Source organism: Nonomuraea purpurea, from assembly GCF_042650645.1.
GTDB classification, from domain to species: domain Bacteria; phylum Actinomycetota; class Actinomycetes; order Streptosporangiales; family Streptosporangiaceae; genus Nonomuraea; species Nonomuraea purpurea.
In genome coordinates, this window is sequence record NZ_JBHSBI010000004.1 from 320,172 (window position 1) to 334,442 (window position 14,271).

The window sequence follows — 14,271 nt, forward strand, 5'->3', positions numbered from 1 at the left end:
CACGTCGGCACGGCAAGACCCAGAAGCACCACACCCGGCAAAACGTCGCCCAGACGGACGCGGAGACGCGACACACCGCAGACGGACGGGCCAGACGCGGCGCGGACACGAAGACACGGTCGACGGCGAGCAGAGGCGCGGAGACGCGACACGCCGCAGACAGACGCGGCGCGGACGCCGAGACGCCGCAGGAACACCGCCCAGACGGGCACTCACTCACCTAGACGAGTGCCTCAGAGGCGCGACAGACATCAAGCGGACACCCGGCGGCGACACGACATAGCGAGGCGACGCGGCGGAGGCTGGGGCGAACAGAGGCTGGTCAGGTGGCACGGCGGAGGCGAACAGGCTGGTCAGGTGGCACGGCGGGGGCGAACAGAAGCTGGTCAGGTGGCACGGCGGAGGGAGGCGGCGATGGCGGCGGCCGCTGCGCCCGGGTCTGCGGCGTCCGTGATGGGCCGGCCGATCACCAGCAGGTCCGCCCCGTCGGCCAGCGCCTGTTCGGGGGTGGCCACCCGCGCCTGGTCCTGCGTGGCGGCCCCCGTGGGTCGCACGCCCGGCGTGATCAGCGTGATCCCGTCCCCCACCTCGGCGCGCACGGCTGAGACCTCGTGGGGCGAGCACACCAGCGCCGTGGCCCCCGACTCCACCGACAGGGCCGCCAGGCGGCGTACGGCGTCGTCGGCGGGCCCCATGAGCCCGATGCGGCCCAGGTCGTCCTCGGTCAGCGAGGTGAGGATCGTCACGGCGGCGATCATGGTGTTGGGCGCGGCCTCCACTGCCGCGCGGATCATGGCGGGCCCTCCGGCGGCGTGCACCGTGAGGATCGCGGGACGCAGGCGGGCCACCGCACGGGAGGCGCCGGCGACGGTGTTCGGGATGTCGTGCAGCTTGAGGTCGAGGAACACCTGCACGCCGCTGGCTCCCCGCACGGAGGCGATCACGTCGGGGCCGTAGCGCATGTAGAGCTCCAGGCCCACCTTGACCGTGCTGACATGGGGCGTCACCAGGGCCGCCCAGTGCGCGGCGGTCTCCAGGTCGGGGGCGTCGAGAGCGACGGCGATGGGTGCGGGGGTCAAGGCGTGCTCTCCTGAATTTCGAAGGCCGCGTCGAGAACGACGGCGGTGGGTGCGGGTGTCACGGGGGCTTCGGACGCGCGCGCCGGGATGGGCACGGAACTCGAAGCGGGTCCTGAAGCGGGCGCCCGAGAGGGCCCGGCGTTCAGGGCGGTCGCAGGCGGAAAGACCATTCCAAGAGCTGAGCCGAACGCTGACGCCGGGACGGGCCCAGAGGCCGGGACGAAAGCGGGCGTCCATGCGGCGGCCGGGGCCTGGACGAAAGCGGGCCCCCGGACGACAACGGGGACCGGGACAAGAACGGGGGCCGAAGCGAGAGCGGGGGCCGAAGCGAGAGCGGACGCCGAGGCAAGAGCGGACGCCGAGGCGAAAGCGGGCGCCGGGGCGAGCCGGGGGACGGAGACGAACGCCCGCGCGGGCCGAGTGGCGGGGACGGGTGCGGTCACGGGGTGCTTTCCTCGGTGTCGACGAGAAGGTGCCGGGGGGCGCTTCCCGGCGGCCGGTGGGCCAGGCCGACGGCGTCGGCCAGCCGCTGGAGGCCGCGGGCCCTCAGCAGGTCTTCGAGCTCGCGTTCGATGCGCAGGCAGGCGTACGGGTCGTGGAAGAGCGCGGTGCCGACCCCGACCACGCAGGCTCCGGCCAGGACGAGCTGGAAGGCGTCCCGGCCCGTCATGACCCCGCCCATGCCGATCAGGGGCACCCCGGGCAGGGCCGCGTGGACCTGCCAGACGCACCGCACGGCCAGCGGCAGGATCGCGGGCCCCGACAGCCCTCCGGTCACGGCGGCCAGCGAGGGGCGCAGCGCCTCGGTGTCGATGGCCATCCCCAGCGGGTTGTTGATCATGGACAGGGCGTCGGCTCCGGCGTCCACGCAGGCCCGCGCGACCGAGACGATGTCGGCCACGTCGGGGGCGAGCTTGGCGACCACCGGCACGTCGTAGCGCATGATGGAGCGGACCGAGGCGATGACCTCGGCGGCGGCCGAGCCTTCACGGGCGAAGACGCGTCCTCTGTCTTCCATGTTCGGGCAGGAGAGGTTGACCTCCAGCGCCGTCACCCCGGGCGCGTCGGCGAGCCGGCGGGCGAGTTCGGAGTATTCGGCGACGGTGCCCCCGCCGATCGAGACGATGGTCTTGATGCCGCGCTGGGCCAGCCAGGGCAGCTCCCGTTCCAGGAACGCCTCGATACCCGGCCCTTGCAGTCCGACGGCGTTCAGCATCCCCGAGGGGGTCTCGGCCATGCGGGGTGTGGGCCGCCCGGCCCGGGGCGCCATGGTGATCGAACGGGTGGTCAGCGCCCCGAGCCGGTGCAGGTCGAAGAACTGGGCGAGTTCGCGTCCTGAGGAGGCGCATCCGGCGGCTGTGGTGATCGGGTTCGCGAGCTCCACATGCGCCAGAAATGTCCGCATATCAACTGACATGTCGTGCACCGCCCCCGGGGGCGCCGAGCGCGTCGAACGGGATCGTTCCCACGTCCTCGAAGCGCACCCGCTCCCCCCGGAACACCGGCCCCTCAGCGCACGCCCTGACCATCCTGGTCGCCCCGTCGTCACCGATGACGGGCAGCACGCACGTCATGCACACCCCGATCCCGCAGGCCATCGACTCCTCGACCGCCACCTGGACCGGGATGTCGAACTCCATCGCCACCGCCGTCACCGCCCGCAGCGTCGCCATGGGCGCGCAGGCGTAGACGGCGTCGGCCCGCGTGTCGGCGATCACCGAGGGCAGCGCGTCGGTGACCTTTCCGCGCAGCCCGAGCGAGCCGTCCTCGGTGGTGAGCGTCGTGGTCTCGGCCATCCTGCGCGCCCGCATCGCCCCGAAGACCCGCTCCGCCCCGGCCCCGCCGAGCACGAAGTCGACCCGGCAGCCCCGCGCCAGCAGCGCGTCGGCCAGCGGGAACAGCACGGCGGAGCCGTACTCGGAGCCGACCAGCACGCAGTGGGCGGGGTCGCGTGGCAGCGGGAAGGGCCTGCCGAGCGGCCCGACCAGGTCGAGCGTGTCACGGGCGCGCCGCTCGGCCAGCCAGGCCGTGCCGGGCCCCCGGGTGGTGAAGACCAGTTCGACCGTGCCTCCGTAGTCGGACTTGACGTCGTGGATGGTCAGCGCGCGGCGCGTCACCATCGACGTGTGGGCCCCGCCGACCGCCACGGAGACGAAGTGACCGGGGCGGTAGCGCTCGGCTATGCCGGGCGCCACCACCGTCAGCGCATGGTAGGCGTCGACCCGGCGCGTCGTCAGCACCGTGCCCGTCACCTGCACCGGAGTGCCGGCCAGTCGTCTTCACCTCCCGCGCCGGGGTCAGCCCCGGAGTGCCTGTGCGTGCTCCTGCAGTGACCGTACGCCGACATCGCCGCGCACGATCGCCTGGATGCCCGCCGCCGCCGCGGCGAGCCCTGAGACCGTGGTGATGCACGGGATGCCGCGCAGTACCGCGGCGGTGCGGATGTCGTAGCCGTCGAGCCGGGGGCCCGACTGCCCCGGGCCGCCGAAGGGCGTGTTGACGATCAGGTCGACCTCACCGTCGAGAATGGCCTGCACACTCGTGGGCTCACCTCCGGGACCCGTCCCCTCGCTGTGCTTTCGCACGATCTTGGCATGGACGCCGTTACGGCGCAGCACCTCGGCGGTACCCTCTGTGGCCAAGATCTCGAAGCCGAGATCGGCCAGCGCCTTCACAGGGAAGATCATGGCACGCTTGTCCCTGTTGGCCACGGATACGAACGCGCGTCCCTTGGTCGGAAGTTCTCCGTAGGCACCCGCCTGCGACTTGGCGAAGGCGATCCCGAAGAACTCGTCGATGCCCATGACCTCGCCCGTGGAGCGCATCTCCGGCCCGAGCACGGTGTCCACGCCCCTGAACCGGTTGAACGGCAGCACCGCCTCCTTGACCGCGATGGAGGCCTCCAGCGGCAGCGTGCCGCCGTCGCCGTCGGCGGGCAGCATGCCCTCCTGCCGCAGCGAGGCGATGGACGCGCCGAGCATCACCCGGGCCGCCGCCTTGGCCAGCGGCACCGCGGTCGCCTTCGACACGAACGGCACCGTGCGGCTGGCGCGCGGGTTGGCCTCCAGGACGTAAAGGACGCCGGCCGACATCGCGTACTGAACGTTCAGCAGCCCGCGCACGCCCACCCCGTGGGCGATGGCGTGGGTGGCGGCGCGGATGCGCGTGATGTCGTTGCCGCCGAGCGTGATGGGCGGCAGCGCGCACGCCGAGTCGCCGGAGTGGATCCCGGCCTCCTCGATGTGCTCCATGACGCCGCCCAGGTAGAGCTCCTCGCCGTCGTAGAGGGCGTCCACGTCGATCTCGATGGCCTCGTCGAGGAACTTGTCGACCAGCACCGGGTGGCCGCCCTCCTGGGCCGCCATGTAGGTGGTGAGCGTGCTGTCGTCGTAGACGATGGCCATGCCGGCCCCGCCGAGCACGTAGGAGGGCCGTACGAGCACGGGGTAGCCGATCTCCTCGGCGATCTCCAGGGCCTCCGACACGGTCAGCGCGGTGCCGTGTTTGGGCGCGGGCAGGCCCGCCTCGGCCAGCACCCGCCCGAACGCGCCGCGCTCCTCGGCCAGGTGGATCGACTCGGGCGTGGTGCCCACCACGGGCACCCCCGCATCCTTGAGCGCCTGCGCGAGGCCGAGCGGCGTCTGGCCGCCGAGCTGCACGATCACGCCCGCGACCGGGCCGGTCTCCTGCTCGGCGTGCACGACCTCCAGGACGTCCTCCAGGGTGAGCGGCTCGAAGTAGAGCCGGTCGGAGGTGTCGTAGTCGGTCGAGACGGTCTCGGGGTTGCAGTTGACCATGACGGTCTCGAACCCGGCCCTGGCCAGCTCGAACGAGGCGTGCACGCAGGCGTAGTCGAACTCGATGCCCTGCCCGATGCGGTTGGGCCCGGAACCGAGGATGATCACCTTCTGGCGGTCGCCGTAGGGGACCTCGTTCTCCTCGTCGTAGGTCGAGTAGAGGTAGGGCGTCTTGGCGGCGAACTCGGCGGCGCAGGTGTCGACGGTGTTGTAGACGGGGCGCAGCCCGAGCGCGTGGCGCAGGTCGCGGACCCTGGCCTCGTCGATGCCGCGGATCTCGCCGATCTGCACGTCGCTGAACCCGTGGCGCTTGGCCCGCTGGAGCACCTCGGCGGTCAGCTCGGGCGCCTCGGCGACCGCGCCGGCCTCCTCGTGCAGCAGGTGGAGCTGGTCGAGGAACCACGGGTCGACGCTGGTCGCCTCGAACAGCTCCTCGACGGTCGCACCGGCCCTCATGGCCTGCTGCATCGTGTACAGCCGCCCGTCGTGCGGCGTCCTGCAGGCTTCGAGCAGCTCGGCCTTGTCGCCCGGCTCGCCCGCCCAGCTGAAGGAGGAGTCCTTCTTCTCCAGCGAGCGCAGCGCCTTCTGCAGCGCCTCGGGGAAGGAGCGGCCGATGGCCATGGCCTCGCCCACCGACTTCATGTGGGTGGTGAGCGTCTGGTCGGCGCCCCTGAACTTCTCGAAGGCGAAGCGCGGCACCTTCACCACGATGTAGTCGAGCGTCGGCTCGAAGGAGGCCGGGGTCTGTTTGGTGATGTCGTTGGGGATCTCGTCGAGCGTGTAGCCGATGGCCAGCTTGGCGGCGATCTTCGCGATCGGGAACCCGGTCGCCTTGGACGCCAGCGCCGACGAGCGCGACACGCGCGGGTTCATCTCGATGACGATCATGCGCCCGGTGCGCGGGTCGACCGCGAACTGGATGTTGCAGCCGCCGGTGTCGACGCCGACCTCGCGGATGACGGCGATGGCGACGTCGCGCATGTTCTGGTATTCGCGGTCGGTCAGGGTCAGCGCGGGCGCGACGGTGACGCTGTCGCCTGTGTGGACGCCCATCGGGTCGATGTTCTCGATGGAGCAGACGATGACCACGTTGTCATGCTTGTCGCGCATGACTTCAAGTTCGTACTCCTTCCAGCCGAGGATCGACTCCTCCAGGAGCACCTCGGTGGTCGGAGAGGCGTCGAGCCCCGCGCCGGCGATGCGCCGCAGGTCGCGCTCGTCATAGGCGAACCCGGAGCCGGCGCCGCCCATGGTGAACGAGGGCCGGACCACCAGCGGGTAGCCCAGCTCGCCGGCGGCGGCCAGGCAGTCGTCCATCGAGTGGCAGATGAGGGACTTGGCCGACTCGGCGTTCAGCCCGTGCTCGCGGGCGACCTTGGCGACGATCTGCTTGAACCGCTCGCGGTTCTCCCCCGCCTGGATCGCCTCGAAGTCGGCGCCGACCAGTTCGACCTCGTACTTGTCCAGCACGCCGGACTCGTGCAGCGCGACCGCGGTGTTGAGCGCGGTCTGGCCGCCCAGCGTCGGCAGGAGCGCGTCGGGGCGCTCCTTGGCGATGATCTTCTCGACGAACTCGGGGGTGATCGGCTCGACGTAGGTGGCGTCGGCGAACTCGGGGTCCGTCATGATCGTCGCCGGGTTGCTGTTGACGAGGATCACGCGGAACCCTTCGGCCCGCAGCACCCGGCACGCCTGGGTGCCGGAGTAGTCGAACTCGCACGCCTGGCCGATCACGATCGGCCCCGAGCCGATCACCAGGACCGACCTGATGTCCTCACGCTTGGGCACGGCTCATGACCTCACAGAACTCGTCAAAGAGATAGGCGGCATCATGGGGCCCCGCGGCGGCCTCCGGGTGGTACTGGACGCTGAAGGCGCGCCCGTCGAGCAGGCGCAGCCCTTCCACGCAGCGGTCGTTGAGGTTGACGTGGCTGACCTCGGCCTGTCCGTACGGGGTGTCGAACGGCCCGTCGAGCGGCGCCTCGACCGCGAACCCGTGGTTGTGCGCCGAGATCTCGACCTTGCCCGTGCGCACGTCCTGGACCGGCTGGTTGACCCCGCGGTGGCCGTAGCGCAGCTTGTAGGTGGAAAGGCCCAGGGCCCGCCCGAAGAGCTGGTTGCCGAAGCAGATGCCGAAGAACGGCACCCGGGCCTCCAGCACCTTGCGCAGGGCCGTGACGTCGGCCGTGGCGGGGTCGCCAGGGCCGTTGGACAGGAACACGCCGTCGGGCTCGACGGCCATGATCTGCTCGTAGGTGGCGTCGGCGGGCAGGACGTGCACCTCGCAGCCGCGTTCGGCCATCCGGTGCGGCGTCATGCCCTTGATGCCGAGGTCCACGGCCGCGACCGTGAACCGCTTGGCCCCGATCGCCGGCACCACGTAGGGCTCGGTCGTGGCCACCTCGGCGGACAGGTCGGCGCCCTGCATGCGGGGCGCGCTGCGGACCCGCTCGACGAGTTCCTCGACGCTCTCGGTCGGCGCGCTGAAGATGCCGGCGCGCATGGCGCCGCGCTCGCGCAGGTGGCGGGTGAGCGCGCGGGTGCCGGCGATGGCGATGCCGACGACCCCCTGCTCCTTGAGGTAGTCCTCGAGCGAGCGGTTGGCCCGCCAGTTGGAGACGATCCTTGAGGGCTCGCGCACGACGTAGCCCGCGACCCAGACCCGCGAGGACTCGGGGTCCTCGTCGTTGACGCCGGTGTTGCCGATGTGGGGCGCCGTCATGGCGACGATCTGCCGGTGGTAGGAGGGGTCGGTGAGGGTCTCCTGGTAGCCGGTCATGCCGGTGTTGAAGACCATCTCGCCGAACGTCTCGCCGTCGGCGCCGTATGGATTGCCGTGGAAGACTCGGCCGTCTTCCAGGACGAGCACCGCTGTGTTCAAGCCAGCTTCCCTTCGAGAACGGTCGGCCTGCCGCGCAGGAACGTGGCCACCACCCGGCCCGGCAGCGTCATCCCCTCGTAGGGGGTGTTCCTGCTCTTGGAGGCGAAGGCGGACGGGTCGACCTCGGTACGGGCGGACGGGTCGTACAGCGTGATGTTGGCCGGTGCGCCCACCTCCAGCGGCTGCCCCTGACCGGCCAGGCGGCCGATGCGGGCGGGCGCCACGGACATGCGCTGGGCGAGGCCCGCCCAGTCGAGCAGGCCGGTCTCGACCATCGCCTCCTGCACCACGCTGAGTGCGGTCTCCAGGCCGACCATGCCCATGGCCGCGGCCGACCACTCGGTCTCCTTGTCCTCGACCGGGTGGGGGGCGTGGTCGGTGGCGACGATGTCGATCGTGCCGTCGGCCAGCGCGGTGCGCAGGGCCTGGACGTCGGCCTCGGTGCGCAGGGGCGGGTTGACCTTGTAGATGGGGTTGTAGGCGCCCACCGGGGAGTCCTCGACGAGGGCGTCGGTGAGCAGCAGGTGGTGCGGGGTGACCTCGGCGGTGATGTTCCAGCCCTTGGACTTGGCCCAGCGCAGGATCTCCACCGAGCCCGCCGTGGAGACGTGGCAGACGTGCAGCCTGGAGCCGACGTGCGCGGCCAGGAGGCAGTCTCTGGCGATGATCGCCTCCTCGGCGACCGCGGGCCAGCCGGTCAGGCCGAGCCTGCCGGAGACGACGCCCTCGTTCATCTGGGCGCCGCCGGTGAGCCTGGGCTCCTGGGCATGCTGGGCGATGACGCCGTCGAACGCCTTGACGTACTCCAGGGCGCGGCGCATCAGCACGGCGTCGTCGACGCATTTGCCGTCGTCGGAGAAGACGCGCACGCGGGCGGCCGAGTCGGCCATCGCGCCCAGTTCGGCCAGTTGCCTGCCCTCCAGGCCGACGGTCACGGCGCCGACCGGGTGCACGTCGCAGTGGGCGAACTCGCGGCCGAGCCGCCACACCTGCTCCACCACCCCGGCGGTGTCGGCGACGGGCGAGGTGTTGGCCATGGCGTGCACGGCGGTGTAGCCGCCGCGGGCCGCGGACTGGGTGCCGGTCTGGACGGTCTCGGCGTCCTCTCTGCCGGGCTCGCGCAGGTGCGTGTGCAGGTCCACGAGGCCGGGCAGCGCGATCGCCCCCTGACCGTCGAGCACGAGATCGTCCTCGGGGTGCGCCTGCGAGCCCGCGCTCTGGGGGTCGGCGGGGGTGATCGCGGCGATCACCCCGTGCGAGACCCGGATGTCGACGGGCTCCCCGCCGAGAATCCTGACATTTCGAATAATCACGTGGTGGTCTCTCCCCCGAGCAGCAGGTAAAGAACGGCCATGCGGATGGTCACACCGTTGGCGACCTGCTCGACGATCGTGGACCGAGCCGAGTCGGCCACCTCGGCCGCGATCTCCATCCCCCGGTTCATCGGCCCGGGATGCATCACGATCGCGTCGTCGGGCATCTTCGCGAAGCGATCGCGGTCGAGCCCGTACCGGCGCGAGTACTCGCGCTCGCTCGGGAAGTAGGCGGCGCCCATCCGCTCCTTCTGCACCCGCAGCATCATCACCACGTCGGACTTGGGCAGCACCGCGTCGAGGTCGTAGGAGACCTCGCACGGCCAGGTGCCCACGGAGACGGGCAGCAGCGTGGGCGGGGCGACCAGCGTCACCTCGGCGCCCAGCGTGTCCAGCAGCAGCACGTTGGAGCGGGCGACCCTGCTGTGCAGGACGTCGCCGACGATGGTGACCTTGCGCCCTTCGAGGCTGCCCAGGCGGCGCCGCATGGAGAAGGCGTCGAGCAGCGCCTGCGTGGGGTGCTCGTGGGTGCCGTCGCCGGCGTTGACGACGCTGCCGTGCACCCAGGTGGCCAGGCGGTGCGGCGCGCCGGAGGCGCCGTGGCGGATCACGACCGCGTCGGCGCCCATGGCCTCCAGGGTGAGCGCGGTGTCCTTGAGCGACTCGCCCTTGGACACGCTCGACCCCTTGGCCGAGAAGTTGATCACATCGGCGGACAGCCGCTTGGCCGCCGCCTCGAACGAGATGCGCGTGCGGGTGGAGTCCTCGAAGAACAGGTTGACCACCGTGCGGCCGCGCAGCGTGGGCAGCTTCTTGATGGAACGTTCCGAGACCCTGGCCAACTCCTCGGCGGTGTCGAGAATGAGGAGCGCGTCGTCCTTGGCGAGATCGCCGGCGGAGATCAGGTGCCGGTTCACTTGGCGTCCCCCTTCATGAGCAGCACGGCGTCGCGACCGTCGATCTCCCGCAGATAGACCTTGACCTTCTCGCTCTTGGCCGTGGGAAGGTTCTTGCCGACGTAGTCGGCGCGGATGGGCAGCTCGCGGTGGCCACGGTCGACCAGCGTGGCGAGCTGCACCGCGGTGGGCCTGCCGAGATCGTTGAGCGCGTCGAGCGCGGCGCGGACGGTGCGGCCCGAGTACAGGACGTCGTCGACGAGCACGACGACCCTGCCGTCGATGCCGTCGGACGGCAACTCGGTGCGGCCGAGCGGGCGTACGGGGCCCCTGCGCAGGTCGTCGCGGTACATGGTGATGTCGATCGAGCCGACGGGGATCTTGACGCCCTCGAACTGCTCGATGCGCTCGCCGAGCCGGTGGGCCAGCGTCGCGCCGCGGGTGGGGATGCCGAGCAGGACGACGTCGTCGGCGCCCTTGGTACGCTCGAGAATCTCGTGCGCGATCCTGGTCAGCGCACGGTGGATGTCCGGGGCCTCAAGCACGGCCCTGGATTCGGACATGGCGAATCTCACCACCTTTCCCGCCTCACGGGACGGGTCTTAAAAGGGTGTTGGTCGGGACACACAGTACCAGGGCCTACCAGGAACAACACGAGTGGCTCCGCGTGGCGCTCCAGGGTTCTTGATCGGGTAATTTCCCGTTCCGCCCCCGTGTCAAGGCGTCCGAGGCGGGGCACGTCATCGACGTTCGGCCTGCGACTTGTCCCCGGCCCGCGTGCTATCCGCCGTTTCGAGGGGATAAAGCGACGATGACGTTCCATGTCGACTCCGAGGTCGGACGGCTGCGCCAGGTGCTGCTGCACAAGCCCGAGTTGTCCCTCAAGCGGCTGACCCCGACCAACAAGGACGAATTCCTCTTCGACGACGTCTTGTGGGTGCAACGGGCGGTGGAGGAGCACGAGGCGTTCCAGCGCGTGCTCCGCCAGCACGGCATCATCGTGCACCTGCTGTCGGACCTGCTTGAAGAGACGGTCGCCATCCCCGAGGCGCGCAAGCACATCCTGGACGCGGTCGTCGACGAGCGCTGGCTGGGCCCCGGGGCCATCGACGACATCCGCAACACCCTCGACGGCATGGACTCCGCGGCGCTGTCGATCTACCTGACGGGCGGCATCACCAAGCGCGAGATGGTGGCGATGGGCTGCGACCCCAACTCGGTGACCTTCCACACCACGCCTCTCGACGGGTTCGTCCTGCCGCCGCTGCCCAACCACCTGTTCACCCGCGACACCTCCTGCTGGATCTACAACGGCGTGTCGATCAACGCGATGAAGAAGAGGGCCCGCATGCGAGAGACGGTCAACATGGAGGCCGTCTACATGTATCACCCGAAGTTCGCCGACGGCTTCAACCGGCCGGGCCAGGGCGGCTACCACTGCTGGATGCCGGGCCAGTCGGTGGCCCCTGCCACCATCGAGGGCGGCGACGTGCTGGTGATCGGCCGGGGCGCGGTGCTGATCGGGATGAGCGAGCGCACGCAGCCGCAGGCGGTCGAGATGCTCGCGCAGCGGCTGTTCAGGGCCGGGGCGGCGCGGCGGATCGTGGCGCTGGACATGCCGAAGGCGCGGGCGTTCATGCATCTCGACACGGTGATGACCATGCTGGACACCGAGGTTTTCACCAAATACGCGGGCCTGGGCATGCTGCCGGCGTACACGATCGAGCCGGGCCGCACGGACAAGGAGCTCCTGGTCACCGACCACCCGCCGCAGGACATGCACAAAGCCATCGCCCACGCCCTTGACCTGCCCGATATCACGGTCCTGACGCCCACCCAGGACGTCTACGCGGCCGCGCGCGAGCAGTGGGACGACGGATGCAACGGCCTGGCGCTGGAGCCCGGCCTGGTCGTCGCCTACGAGCGCAACACCACCACCAACAACTACCTGCGCGACAACGGCATCGAGGTCATCACGATCCCGGGCAGCGAACTCGGCAGGGGACGCGGCGGGCCGCGGTGCATGAGCTGCCCGCTCGAACGAGAGGGCCTGTAAGGGCTCCGGGAACCGGCTGGGAGGCTGACATGCGGGTGATCGTCGCGCTGGGCGGCAACGCGGTACTCAAGCGCGGGCAGCGGCTGGACGTCGACGTCCAGCTCCGCAACGTCCGCGCGGTCGCCATCACCCTCGCCCGTCTCGCCCGCGACCACGAGCTGATCATCACCCATGGCAACGGCCCGCAGGTCGGCATGCTGGCCGTGCAGAGCGCCGCGGATCCCGAGCTGGGCGGGCCGTATCCGTTCGACACGCTCGGCGCCCAGACGCAGGGCATGATCGGTTACTGGCTCCAGCAGGCGCTGCAGAACGCGCTGCCGGGCCGGCAGGTCATCGCCATCGTCACGCAGACGCTCGTGACGGCCGTGGACCCGGCATTCGAGGCGCCGGCCAAGTTCGTCGGCCGGGTTTACGAGCGGGAGGAGGCGCAGAAGCTGGCCGGCGAGTACGGCTGGACGGTCAGGCAGGACGGCCCCCACTGGCGGCGGGTCGTCCCCTCCCCCGCCCCTCAGCGGGTCGTCGAGACCCGGCTGATCCGCAAGATGGTCCGCGAGGGCGTGGTCGTGATCTGCGCGGGCGGGGGCGGCGTCCCGGTCGTCCGCGACGAGCACGGCCGGCTGGCCGGTGTCGAGGCGGTCGTCGACAAGGACCTCACCGCCTCGATGCTGGCCGAGGCGCTGGAGTGCGACGCGTTCCTGATCCTGACCGACGTGCCGCGCGTCATGCGCGACTTCGGCACCCCGCGCCAGACGGAGATCGCCCACACCACGCCGCACGAGCTGCGCGCACTGGACTTCCCCGCGGGGTCGATGGGGCCGAAGGTGGAGGCGGTGTGCAGGTTCGTGGAGACGACGGGCGACATGGCCGCCATCGGCCGCCTGGACGAGGCCGAGCGCGTACTCCACGGCTCCGCGGGCACGATCGTGACACCCAACGGCAGGTGGCCGCTGACGAGCACGCTGTAGATGCGCCGTTCGCCCCCTCGGCGCTCCCCCGGCGAGATGATCATATGCGCTTCCAGCACCGCGGGGCCACTCAGGGGTGTTCCCCGGTGACATCTTGATCAAGATCGCACGGGCGGCGATCTTTCCTGTCATGATTCTCATCAGGCAGACCTGATCGGGAAGAATCCCTCGTCAAACTATGACGAAGTACTGTTATCAGTGGGACATGAGGGGCTTTTGCGGCGATCCCTGCCGGACCGGATTCGGCATCTTTTTTCCAATCAGCTTGACCTTAGGCGTCCACCCCTTTACCGTCACTGTGCGTAACCACACCTCGCGGCGTTCTGGGGTAAACCCAGGGCCATGGCTACCGTTGGTGCCGAGCTCGGCACCTAACCCCCCGGTGGTCCGGGCATACGCCGCAAGGGAGCACAATCTACTGAGAGCGATACATACGAGAGCCGGGGGGCCACACGATGCCGTCTGAGTACGCAAAGTCGCTGGGTGCACGACTCCGCGCCATCCGCACCCAGCAGGGCCTGTCCCTGCATGGAGTCGAAGAGAAGTCGCGCGGCAGGTGGAAAGCCGTGGTCGTCGGCTCCTATGAGCGTGGCGACCGAGCGGTGACCGTGCAGAAGCTTGCCGAGCTTGCCGACTTCTACGGGGTGCCCGTATCCGAGCTGCTGCCGGGCGGAGCCGCCCCCAGCCCGCTCGGGCCGACACCCAAGCTTGTGATCGACCTGGAGCGCCTGGCCACGCTGCCGAAGGAGAAGGCGGGGGCCCTGGCCCGCTACGCCGCCACCATCCAGAGCCAGCGCGGCGACTACAACGGCAAGGTCCTGTCGATCCGCCAGGAGGACCTGCGCTCGCTTGCCGTGATCTACGACAAGTCGCCGAGCGAACTGACCGAGGAGCTCATCAGCTGGGGCGTCCTCGACGCCGAGGCCCGCAGGGCCGTCGAGTCGTTCTGAACCCTCGTCACCGAGGTCCCGCCGGTTTGACGTGACCCGGCCTGCGTCCTCGCTCGCCGGGCCCCGTTCCCTCGGCCCGCCCACCCGGCGGGACCTGCCCGCTCCCGGCCGTCTCCAAGCTCGACCCCGGCCGGGACCGGGCGCCTGCACGTTTCCGTCCGGAGCTCCAAGACCGCCCGCGTCGGAGCCGAGGCCCCTCCCCTGGACCTGAGCATCCGCGCCGTGTGTTTCAGCCCTCCGGAATGCGGGATTTGGGCTCCGATTCCCAAGGCGCGACCTTGCGGCGTCCCGACCACCGCTACGGCCCCGAGAACCCGCTCTGGGGCAGCCTCCC

The 14,271-nt window shown here is 70.4% G+C and carries 11 protein-coding genes; 3 read left to right on the forward strand and 8 right to left on the reverse strand.

Translation table 11 applies throughout. The features are described from left to right. Positions 1-386: 386 nt before the first annotated feature. The 8 genes from pyrF to pyrR all read right to left on the reverse strand — a co-directional run bounded on the left by pyrF (position 387) and on the right by pyrR (position 10,529). Positions 387-1,079, reverse strand: coding sequence for an orotidine-5'-phosphate decarboxylase (gene pyrF / locus ACFOY2_RS10360; RefSeq protein WP_379527735.1), 693 nt, complete (start codon positions 1,077-1,079; stop codon positions 387-389). Between the two features lie 439 nt (positions 1,080-1,518). Continuing rightward, complete coding sequence (locus ACFOY2_RS10365) at positions 1,519-2,496, reverse strand: dihydroorotate dehydrogenase (RefSeq protein WP_379527736.1); 978 nt, start codon at positions 2,494-2,496, stop codon at positions 1,519-1,521. Continuing rightward, entirely contained in the window at positions 2,486-3,352 is an 867-nt protein-coding gene (locus ACFOY2_RS10370; protein ID WP_379527890.1) for a dihydroorotate dehydrogenase electron transfer subunit, read from the reverse strand. The genes ACFOY2_RS10365 and ACFOY2_RS10370 overlap by 11 nt, the downstream gene beginning before the upstream one ends. Before the next feature lie 24 nt (positions 3,353-3,376). After that, positions 3,377-6,664 (reverse strand): carbamoyl-phosphate synthase large subunit, encoded by a 3,288-nt coding sequence (gene carB / locus ACFOY2_RS10375; RefSeq protein WP_379527737.1) that lies wholly within the window; start codon positions 6,662-6,664, stop codon positions 3,377-3,379. Then, positions 6,651-7,757, reverse strand: coding sequence for a glutamine-hydrolyzing carbamoyl-phosphate synthase small subunit (carA, locus tag ACFOY2_RS10380; RefSeq protein ID WP_379527738.1), 1,107 nt, complete (start codon positions 7,755-7,757; stop codon positions 6,651-6,653). The genes carB and carA overlap by 14 nt, the downstream gene beginning before the upstream one ends. After that, entirely contained in the window at positions 7,754-9,070 is a 1,317-nt protein-coding gene (locus ACFOY2_RS10385; RefSeq protein WP_379527739.1) for a dihydroorotase, read from the reverse strand. The genes carA and ACFOY2_RS10385 overlap by 4 nt, the downstream gene beginning before the upstream one ends. Further along, positions 9,067-9,987 carry an aspartate carbamoyltransferase catalytic subunit gene (locus ACFOY2_RS10390; RefSeq protein WP_379527740.1) on the reverse strand — a complete coding sequence of 307 codons (921 nt, stop codon included), beginning with the start codon at positions 9,985-9,987 and terminating at the stop codon, positions 9,067-9,069. The genes ACFOY2_RS10385 and ACFOY2_RS10390 overlap by 4 nt, the downstream gene beginning before the upstream one ends. Next, positions 9,984-10,529: a bifunctional pyr operon transcriptional regulator/uracil phosphoribosyltransferase PyrR gene (pyrR, locus tag ACFOY2_RS10395; RefSeq protein WP_379527741.1), complete on the reverse strand. Its 546-nt coding sequence runs from the start codon at positions 10,527-10,529 to the stop codon at positions 9,984-9,986. Before pyrR ends, ACFOY2_RS10390 begins: the two co-directional genes overlap by 4 nt. 248 nt (positions 10,530-10,777) lie before the next feature. On the opposite strand from pyrR, the gene ACFOY2_RS10400 reads away from it, so the two are divergent. From ACFOY2_RS10400 to bldD, 3 genes are all read left to right on the forward strand, one after another. Then, positions 10,778-12,022, forward strand: a complete 1,245-nt coding sequence (locus ACFOY2_RS10400; protein WP_379527742.1) for an arginine deiminase — start codon at positions 10,778-10,780, stop codon at positions 12,020-12,022. Between the two features lie 29 nt (positions 12,023-12,051). Next, positions 12,052-12,987, forward strand: coding sequence for a carbamate kinase (gene arcC, locus ACFOY2_RS10405; protein ID WP_379527743.1), 936 nt, complete (start codon positions 12,052-12,054; stop codon positions 12,985-12,987). Positions 12,988-13,442: 455 nt separating this feature from the next. Then, positions 13,443-13,937, forward strand: a complete 495-nt coding sequence (gene bldD / locus ACFOY2_RS10410) for a transcriptional regulator BldD (RefSeq protein WP_026214021.1) — start codon at positions 13,443-13,445, stop codon at positions 13,935-13,937. Positions 13,938-14,271: the final 334 nt, after the last annotated feature.

Excerpts from the sequence above, each read along its gene's own strand:
- bldD (WP_026214021.1), top strand. The coding sequence starts at position 13,443 with ATGCCGTCTGAGTACGCAAAGTCGCTGGGTGCACGACTCCGCGCCATC.
- ACFOY2_RS10400 (WP_379527742.1), top strand. The coding sequence starts at position 10,778 with ATGACGTTCCATGTCGACTCCGAGGTCGGACGGCTGCGCCAGGTGCTG.
- ACFOY2_RS10365 (WP_379527736.1), bottom strand. The coding sequence starts at position 2,496 with ATGTCAGTTGATATGCGGACATTTCTGGCGCATGTGGAGCTCGCGAAC.
- pyrR (WP_379527741.1), bottom strand. The coding sequence starts at position 10,529 with ATGTCCGAATCCAGGGCCGTGCTTGAGGCCCCGGACATCCACCGTGCG.
- arcC (WP_379527743.1), top strand. The coding sequence starts at position 12,052 with ATGCGGGTGATCGTCGCGCTGGGCGGCAACGCGGTACTCAAGCGCGGG.